The following is a 7,453-nucleotide window of genomic DNA, read 5'->3' as shown; positions in this document are numbered from 1 at the left end:
CTTTTGCCAGTGTTGATCTGTCAGCATGGTACGAGGCATAGCGAATAGTAAAATTGGGTTTGGCGATTTGATTTTACTACTTCGCTATTTTTTTAAGCTAAAAGTGTCAACACACCCTATTCAATACAAGATATTAGCGGGCTAAGCCACGATAAGCTGTTTCATCAAAACCGGCAATAAATCCTGTAGAGGTTGCCAAGATTGGACGTTTGATTAAACTGGTATGGGTGGTTAATGCATTAATTAAAGCATCTTCACTCGACAGGGCGGTCTGTTGCTCTTCTTCACTGAGCTTACGCCAGGTAGTGCCTTTCTTGTTCAGAAGCACGTCCTGACCCAAGGCATCCAGCCAGGTTTTGATGGTTTCAGCATCGATGCCCTGTTTTTTATAGTCATGAAATTCATAACTCAGACCTTGCTCCGTCAGCAGATCAAAGGCTTTTTTCATCGAACTACAATTTTTAATTCCGTAAATTTTTAACATAGCTGCCATCTAAAAAATTTAAATCATGAACTAGCTTAACCAAATTGGCAGCAGCAAACCATGCAAAAGCAAATGAAAAAAAAGAAAAAATTTTAAATACCAGAAAAGTCATGTCATCAAAATGACATCAAGCAGCTTTAATATGAGCAGCAAGAAAAAGAACAATCTAAATAATAAGAAAAATAAAAATTTGGGAATAATAGAAATAGAAAACCCGCATTTAATCATCCTGATCATGCGGGTCTCAATCCAACGTCCAATGTCACATCCATGCAAAACAAGCTAAATCTATAGTCTGTTTTATTTTCGTCCTACGGCGTCCTGTCCTTATGTTGTCGTCCTGACATGTCCTTGTGCCGTAGCGCTATAATGCTATGTTATTACATTAAGATAAACCCAAAAAATACGTCATGTCATGTAAGAGATAAGCCTTAATTGAGTGAACGTATGTTCACTCAATTAAATAATGAAGATTATAGTTTGTAGTCGATGATCACGGGGGCATGGTCGCTAAACCATTGTTCTTTATAGACCCAGGCATTAACGGTACGCTCTTTCCAGTCCGGAGAGCAGGCATGATAATCAATCCGCCAACCAACATTCTTGGCACGCGCCTGTCCACGGTTTGACCACCAGGAGTATAATTCGGCTTCTTTGCGGACTTCACGGAAAGTATCGACATAACCAAGCTCATCGTAGATATGATCTAGCCAGGCACGTTCGTGCGGTAAACAGCCCGAGGCTTTCTGGTTACCCGACCAGTTTTTAATATCGATACGTTTATGCACGATATTATAGTCACCGCAGACAATTACCGATTTATTTTCATCGCGCCACTGTTTCAGGATTTTTGCGTATTCTTCCAGAAAGTGATCTTTACGCGCTTGTGCTTCATCGCCTGATGAGCCGGAAGGTAGGTACAGGGAACAGATCTGTACGGTTTGTTCTAGACCCAAGTCAAATTCAGCGGCAATAAAACGGCCTTGTGAATCGGCCAGTTCAAAACCCAGGCCATCAGTTAAAGACACAAAAGGCAGACGGCTATAAATGGCCGTACCGGCATAACCCGGACGTTCGGCAGGAAACAGGTGCGTGTACCAGCCTTCAGGCTTGAATTTATCGGTCCACTGCGCATGCGTGATCCGGCTTTCCTGTATGCAAATCACGTCGGCATCCGACTGTTCCATCCATTCCAATAGACCTTTGGTGACAGATGAGCGTAAGCCGTTGACATTAATTGAAACGACGCGAAGAATTTTTTGATCACCTGGATAGCTACTCTTTGGTATCATGCGCAAGTCTTACCTTAATTAATGGATTTAGGAGCACCTCATGTCAACGCCAGCTCAGTTTAACCCGCAAGCTTTTATCGAACTCGCATTATCACGCGGTGTGCTTAAATTTGGTGAGTTTACTTTAAAATCGGGACGTGTGAGTCCCTATTTTTTTAATGCGGGTCTGTTGAATGATGGTGAAGCCTTGACACTGCTGGCTTCTGGCTATGCTGCAAAACTAACTGAATGTGACCATGTTGAAGTGATTTTTGGCCCTGCATATAAAGGTATTCCTTTTGTGGCAGCAACTGCTGTGGCTCTGTCGCAAAATCATGGGGTAAGTGTGCCATGGGGTTTTAACCGCAAGGAAGCCAAAGACCATGGCGAGGGTGGCGTATTGGTCGGTGCTTCTGTAGCAGGTAAAAAAGTCTGGATCATTGATGACGTAATTACCGCAGGCACAGCGATTCGTGAAGTCGTCACCATCCTGAAAAATGCCGGTGCCCAAATTGCCGGTGTACTCGTGGCGCTTGATCGTCAGGAAAAAGGTCAGGGTGATTTATCTGCGATTCAGGAAGTACAGCAAGAGCTTGAGATTCCTGTACATGCCTTAATTACCATGAAAGATTTAATGGATTATCTGGAAGCGAAAGGCGACCTAGAAGCTTTGGCAAAAATGGAAGATTATCGTGTTAAATACGGGATCTAAGCCTGGATTGGCATAGAAAAGGAAGCTTGAGCTTCCTTTTTTTATAGATACTCGATTTTCTAAGCATTTGAAATTTATTATCTCTGTCTATTCTTGTAAGCATTGGCTTACATGAATTCCAGCACTTTGCGGCTATTTTGAATAGTGGAAATTTCCTATGATGGCTTTAACAGGAACAGGACGTTCCACACAAGAATAACAATACATAAATACAAGGAAAGTAAGGTACGACAGGAGTTATACCAAGCGAACGCATACGGAAAACCCCTGGCAGGATGCCAGGGGTTTTTCATTTCTATTTCTTTATAGAGCAACGCTTACAACAGCAATGATTCAGAACATGATTCTTAAAAATTCACTGTTAATGAGCTAAATAGAGGAGTAGAAAACCTTTCACCAAAATTATGAATCTTCAGAGCTAAAAAAAGCACCTGAAGGTGCTTTTTCTTATTGCTGTGCTAAATTATAGCGCAACGATATTGATCGCATTTGGACCTTTTTGACCATCAACCACGCTAAAAGAAACGCGCTGACCTTCAAACAAAGTTTTGAAACCAGAACTGCTGATTTCTTTAAAGTGTGCAAAAACGTCAGGACCTGATTCTTGTTGAATAAAACCAAAACCTTTAGTTTCGTTAAACCATTTTACTGTACCGGTAACTGTAGTAGACATAATATAACCTGTTAAATTTTAATAATTTTAGTCATGCAAATGACTATGGATAACTTGGAAAAACAACAAGAATTGAAATAAAGATCTGAAAAAACTGAGGATTATAAATAATACTGCGGCACTTAAAGAAGCTTAACTAAACAACGCTTTTTTCTAGTTAAAGACAGCATAGCCTAAATCAGAAAATATTCAAGTTTTTTATATTTATTATTTATTTTTCTTATAAAAGTGGCTCAATTCTTCTTTTTTTAAAGAATTTCAACCTGGTTTGCTTGAGCTTTACCGGTCGCATTTGAGCTTTAACGAAGCTAAACAATAAATACACGTTGTGTTTACGTTACTTTATGTTAATCAGAATCGTTCAGTACTCAGCAAGATTTTACTAAGTCAGTGTATTTTATAACTTTGGGTAAATTAACATTTGTAGCTTTAAGATAGTTATCGTCATTGCTCATGTATAAAAATCCACCTATATTAAAATTCAATTGGAAAAATTAACTATAAGAATTTCTTAATTTTAATTTAAAACCAAATACGAGTGAGTCTCATGGATTACTGGAACAGTGTGTTACTTATATCCATCATCACCATGGTTGGACTGGCCATGATCATCCTGTTCGTCGGATGTAAAATGTGGAAGAACTTGGTGGTTACTTTACTGATTGCCACCTTGATTGGATTTCTGATTGTATTTGCGATCAATTTTATTTTTGGCGATCGTCTTCAATTTCTATGGGGTGCCCCTGAGACTGGTGATAGTAATTTTATGCTGGAAATGGGGCTGCTGAGCCTGTTAATTGGCGGTGTGAGTACCTTTATCATTATGTTAGGCACTTTGGTTGCTAAAAGTAACAGTGGAAATCAAGGCGATGAAGACTAGTTTTTCGCAAAATAACAAGTCTCTTAATGAGTGGGAAAGTGCAGAAAAGCATCGCATGTACAGTTCATAGGCTTAAAAAATCTTTCTCAGTCAAATGTATAGTGCCATAGCGCTACGGGACATGAATGGCGTTTCACATCCCGTAGCTGCATAATTTTCTGTATCAAAAATTTAGAACATCATTCTTAGACCTGCACCATAGATCCAGCCTTTTTCAGAATCAGAGCTTTGCTGCCAGGCTGTCTGTTTGTTGCCTTTACTATATTCATAACCCACTTCCAGATAAGGCATGAGCTTTTTGCTCAGTTCATAGCGTGTTTCCAGGCCCAAGGTGGCATGACTAAGGCCGGTTTTTTTCGCATTCGCTGCCTGATCATTCAGGATGACATCCAGTTCGACAAAGGGTTGCATAATCAGTTTCTGAGTCAGTAACAGGTCACGCTCTGTTTCCAGTTTTAATCCGACAAAGTCATCTTCACCAACATAGAGATGAGCATTCGTTTCGAAAAAGTAGGGGGCCAAGCCATGCAGGCCAAATACTGCATCGAAGCGCTCGTTCTGCCGTTGTGTAGCAGGCTCGGCTAAATTTTCCTGTCGATAGCGCACCCCGGTCTGCACATCCCAAAAATCGGAAATATTGCGGCTATACAACACTTTGGCATCATATTCGGCCTGATGGGATTCATGTTTGTCGGCTTCTAACTTGAGGAAGATTTTATTTTCATCCGTGCCGACTCTGGCCTGGTTCTTGGACTTGAATGCTCCATTTCTCTCTGAACTATGCTGCCATTTCTGGTCCAGAATAATCTGGCTATAAATCTGTGCACCATGTTCTTTACGATGATCATGTTCGCTGGCAGAACTGACTGAATTTTGTGGCGTGCTCAGCACCTGCTGTTGATGCAATAACTTTGGTGGTGGTTGATAAGATGCAGCATCTACTGTTCCAGTATGCTGTGCGTGGTTATCAGCCATGTTTTGCATGGCATGATGCCCGCTATGATGCTGATGTTCATTATGACCCGTATGCTCGCTAGAAGCTGCCGCAAAAATACTCAGACTGCTTAGGGTAAGCGCACTGCTGAGTACTGACTTTAGAAAAAGATTAGTGATGTGCATGGCTTTCTCCTTGAGCAGCTGCTGGTTTTGACGGCATTTTTTGTGAAGAAGGGTGAGATACTTGATCTTCGTCAACCTGTGCCACAATCAGCTTGTTCATCATGCCAGCACTCATGTGATAGAGCAGATGGCAGTGAATCGCCCATTCTCCCAGTTCGTCAGCCGTGAGCAGGGTAGTCACCGTTTTCCCAGGCGGCACAATCACGGTGTGTTTATTTGGCATATTTGCAGCAGACTGACCATTTTCCAGCTGCATAAACATGCCATGCAAATGCATCGGATGGGCCATCATGCTGTCATTGATAAATTTCAGCCGGATTCGCTCACCATATTTCACCTGAAGTGGCTCGGCATCACTGAATTTTTTACCATTAATGGTCCAGATATAGCGCTCCATAGTTCCACCCAGACGAATCACCAGTTCACGTTCTGCTGCGCGGGTATCAGGTTGCGGTTTCAGGGCTTTGAGATCTTGATATTGCAAGGCTTTATGTCCTGCAGGCGTAGACATATTGGCCCAGCCCTCAACCGGCTGATGAGGCTGATTGGTTCCGGACATGGCACTATGACTTACATGCATGTCGTGCTGGGCATGTTGATCATGTTCACTTGTGGCAGTCTGCATGGTCTGACTGCTGTGTGTGTCATGTGACATGTCATGTTGTTCGCCATGTCCCATATCTTCCATGGTCAATAAGGCACGAGGGCGCGGTGTTGGTAATTGAACCGGAGCCGGGGCTTTACTTGAATCAGTTGCCTGATGCAGACTGCCAATGGCAAAGCCTGAGCGGTCGATCGATTCTGCTTCAATCTGGTAATGCGCTGCAGTGGGTTCCACAATCACATCATAGGTTTCAGCAGTTCCGATACGGAATTCATCTACAGCGACCGGCTGCACAGCTTGTCCATCGGCGCTGACCACGGTCATTTTCAGCTGGGGAATACGCACATCGAAAAACGACATGGCAGAAGCATTGATGAAACGCAGGCGGACTTTTTCATTGGGCTGGAACTGGCCACTCCAGTTTTGTTGCGGCGTTTTTCCATTGACCAGAAAGGTATAACCGGTAACATCAGATAGGTCGGTTTTCAGCATACGCATCTGGTTCCACATCTTGCGGTCTGACCAGGTGGCCTTGAGACCGTCACGTTTCACCTGCTTAAATACATCGCCCACGGTTTCGCGCTGGTTCTGATAATATTCGGCCGATTTTTTTAAATTGTTCTGAATCTGCTGGCTGCCCTGTTCGTGAAAATCCGACAGCATCACCACATAATCCCGCTCGGTTTGTTCATGTGGAGGTAGTAATGTCTGTGCTTTGGGGCGAATCACCAATGCGCCATAGAGGCCGTCCTGTTCCTGACCTTTGGAATGTGCGTGATACCAATAGGTGCCGTTTTGACGAACCTTGAAGCGATAAGTAAAAGACTGTTTCGGTTTGATCCCCTGAAAACCGTTAAATCCGGGGACACCATCCATCAGCCCGGGCAGGAGGAGGCCATGCCAGTGCAGCGAGGTATCCTGATTGTTCAGGTTGTTTTGTACATGAATGACTGCATCATCACCTTCTTCAAATTCCAGCAAGGGTGCAGGGAATTTTCCGTTTACAGTGATACGCTTGACCGTCTTTCCGGTGAGATTGATCGGGCTTTCATCAATGACCAGATGATATTCTTTTACGGCTGCAAACAAGGCAGACGACGAGATGAGACCGAAGCCCAGACACAGGCTTTGACTGATTTTAAGCAACATAACTTAATCCTTAATGAATAAAAAAATTTAAAAATTCAGGATCAAGCTTTGGATGGGCGTAAGATTTCTTGCCAGTAACCGGCAAGGTGCTTGGCATGGTAAGCAGGGAGGAAGGTTTTTTCCGGATAACCGTGATCAGGCACACTTAACTCGGGCGTTGTAATGGGCAGGCTGGTGACCAGGTTCTGGCAGGCCATAGTGCCACAATCCAGACAGTCTGATGACTGCTGGGTGCTGTCACTGACACAGTCCGGCTGAATCAGTTCCTGATCTTGATGATGATCAGTCTTATGCAGCGAGTGAGAAGCAGAGGGTTTTGTCATTTCCAGACAATGAGGATTCGTTTTTTCAGACGGCATAACCAGATGCATGGTGTTTGCAGATGCGACAGACACACTGCTCCAGCCTATGGCAAAAACCACAAGCATCACCAACCAGATCTGTTTGACGAGCCGTATGAGCAAAAGTACACCCTGAAAAAATGCGCTGCATGTTTGAGCAATAAAAGCATAAACGCAGTAACTCAAATTAGCAAATTCTGGACAAGATTATTTTTTAGGT

Annotated in this window: 8 protein-coding genes; 2 read left to right on the top strand and 6 right to left on the bottom strand. The window is 43.1% G+C overall.

From position 1 onward, the window contains the following. Positions 1–133: 133 nt before the first annotated feature. Together ACP7AK_RS11965 and ACP7AK_RS11960 are read right to left on the bottom strand one after the other, a co-directional pair. Positions 134–484: a Spx/MgsR family RNA polymerase-binding regulatory protein gene (locus ACP7AK_RS11965; RefSeq protein ID WP_425879971.1), complete on the bottom strand. Its 351-nt coding sequence runs from the start codon at positions 482–484 to the stop codon at positions 134–136. Between the two features lie 473 nt (positions 485–957). Further along, positions 958–1,776 carry an exodeoxyribonuclease III gene (locus ACP7AK_RS11960; protein ID WP_314101384.1) on the bottom strand — a complete coding sequence of 273 codons (819 nt, stop codon included), beginning with the start codon at positions 1,774–1,776 and terminating at the stop codon, positions 958–960. Between the two features lie 40 nt (positions 1,777–1,816). Between ACP7AK_RS11960 and pyrE the strand changes: the two genes are divergently transcribed. Next, positions 1,817–2,467, top strand: coding sequence for an orotate phosphoribosyltransferase (gene pyrE / locus ACP7AK_RS11955; RefSeq protein ID WP_004281297.1), 651 nt, complete (start codon positions 1,817–1,819; stop codon positions 2,465–2,467). Between the two features lie 463 nt (positions 2,468–2,930). Here pyrE and ACP7AK_RS11950 read toward each other — a convergent pair whose 3' ends face one another. Then, entirely contained in the window at positions 2,931–3,140 is a 210-nt protein-coding gene (locus tag ACP7AK_RS11950) for a cold-shock protein (RefSeq protein ID WP_004281299.1), read from the bottom strand. 547 nt (positions 3,141–3,687) lie between these two features. Here ACP7AK_RS11950 and ACP7AK_RS11945 point away from each other — a divergent pair. After that, complete coding sequence (locus ACP7AK_RS11945; protein WP_243474492.1) at positions 3,688–4,020, top strand: hypothetical protein; 333 nt, start codon at positions 3,688–3,690, stop codon at positions 4,018–4,020. Between the two features lie 171 nt (positions 4,021–4,191). On the opposite strand, the gene ACP7AK_RS11940 is transcribed toward ACP7AK_RS11945, so the two are convergent. The 3 genes from ACP7AK_RS11940 to ACP7AK_RS11930 are packed head-to-tail and all read right to left on the bottom strand — an operon-like array spanning position 4,192 to position 7,356. Beyond that, positions 4,192–5,139: a copper resistance protein B gene (locus ACP7AK_RS11940; RefSeq protein ID WP_425879970.1), complete on the bottom strand. Its 948-nt coding sequence runs from the start codon at positions 5,137–5,139 to the stop codon at positions 4,192–4,194. Continuing rightward, the gene (locus tag ACP7AK_RS11935; protein ID WP_425879969.1) at positions 5,126–6,892 is read right to left on the bottom strand and encodes a copper resistance system multicopper oxidase; all 1,767 of its coding nucleotides are present in this window, start codon (positions 6,890–6,892) and stop codon (positions 5,126–5,128) included. The genes ACP7AK_RS11940 and ACP7AK_RS11935 overlap by 14 nt, the downstream gene beginning before the upstream one ends. Positions 6,893–6,933: 41 nt before the next feature. After that, positions 6,934–7,356 carry a hypothetical protein gene (locus tag ACP7AK_RS11930; protein ID WP_425879968.1) on the bottom strand — a complete coding sequence of 141 codons (423 nt, stop codon included), beginning with the start codon at positions 7,354–7,356 and terminating at the stop codon, positions 6,934–6,936. Between the last annotated feature and the right edge of the window lie 97 nt (positions 7,357–7,453).

The organism is Acinetobacter sp. TWP2-2-3, from assembly GCF_049896445.1.
GTDB lineage: Bacteria > Pseudomonadota > Gammaproteobacteria > Pseudomonadales > Moraxellaceae > Acinetobacter.
This window is presented reverse-complemented; position numbering and strand designations above follow the sequence as displayed.

Coding starts and splice junctions, on each gene's coding strand:
- ACP7AK_RS11965 (WP_425879971.1), bottom strand. CDS start 484: ATGTTAAAAATTTACGGAATTAAAAATTGTAGTTCGATGAAAAAAGCC.
- ACP7AK_RS11960 (WP_314101384.1), bottom strand. CDS start 1,776: ATGATACCAAAGAGTAGCTATCCAGGTGATCAAAAAATTCTTCGCGTC.
- pyrE (WP_004281297.1), top strand. CDS start 1,817: ATGTCAACGCCAGCTCAGTTTAACCCGCAAGCTTTTATCGAACTCGCA.
- ACP7AK_RS11950 (WP_004281299.1), bottom strand. CDS start 3,140: ATGTCTACTACAGTTACCGGTACAGTAAAATGGTTTAACGAAACTAAA.
- ACP7AK_RS11945 (WP_243474492.1), top strand. CDS start 3,688: ATGGATTACTGGAACAGTGTGTTACTTATATCCATCATCACCATGGTT.
- ACP7AK_RS11940 (WP_425879970.1), bottom strand. CDS start 5,139: ATGCACATCACTAATCTTTTTCTAAAGTCAGTACTCAGCAGTGCGCTT.
- ACP7AK_RS11935 (WP_425879969.1), bottom strand. CDS start 6,892: ATGTTGCTTAAAATCAGTCAAAGCCTGTGTCTGGGCTTCGGTCTCATC.